The sequence below is a fragment of the Acetobacter sicerae genome (genome assembly GCF_011516765.1).
In the GTDB taxonomy this organism is placed as follows: Bacteria; Pseudomonadota; Alphaproteobacteria; order Acetobacterales; family Acetobacteraceae; genus Acetobacter; species Acetobacter sicerae.
This window is the reverse complement of the sequence record NZ_JAAABN010000092.1, coordinates 1-518: the sequence shown is the minus strand read 5'-3', so window position 1 is coordinate 518 and position 518 is coordinate 1. Positions and strand designations below refer to the sequence as shown.

At 62.4% G+C, this 518-nt stretch carries 1 protein-coding gene; it reads left to right on the top strand.

The features are described from left to right. The coding region (locus GVI59_RS18750; protein ID WP_173575546.1) for a baseplate J/gp47 family protein at positions 1-518 on the top strand (518 nt) is incomplete at its 3' end.

The following is a 518-nucleotide window of genomic DNA, read 5'->3' as shown; positions in this document are numbered from 1 at the left end:
CTGGTCTCCAATGCGGTGACGGCGGCGCAGGGGGCGTGCGCGTCGCTGCTTTCGGTTGGCATCGGGACGCCATTGCGGGCGATTCTGGAATCAGTGTCCGCAATGGGGCTGTGGTTCCAGTATCAACTGCTGCTGGTCAACGCGAAAATATACCTCAGCACGTCGAGCGGCACAGACATTGATACGTGGGTTGGGCAGTTCGGGATGACCCGGATGGGCGGCACTGCGGCGACAGGCAGTGAGACGTTCATTTCGTTCACGCCCGACCAGCAGAGCGCGACGATTGCGGTTGGCGCGACAGTCAAAACGCCATCCGGTATTATCTATGCGGTGGTCGAGGATTCGTCGAACCCATGGTGGTCTGCGGCGTCCGGCGCATATATCCGACCGATCGGGACCGCCTCGATCACGGTGCCGGTCCAGTGCCAGACGGCAGGGACTGCGGGGAATGTTGACGCAGGGACGATCTGCCTGCTCGGCACCTCGATCTCCGGCATCGACACCTGCACGAATGGCGC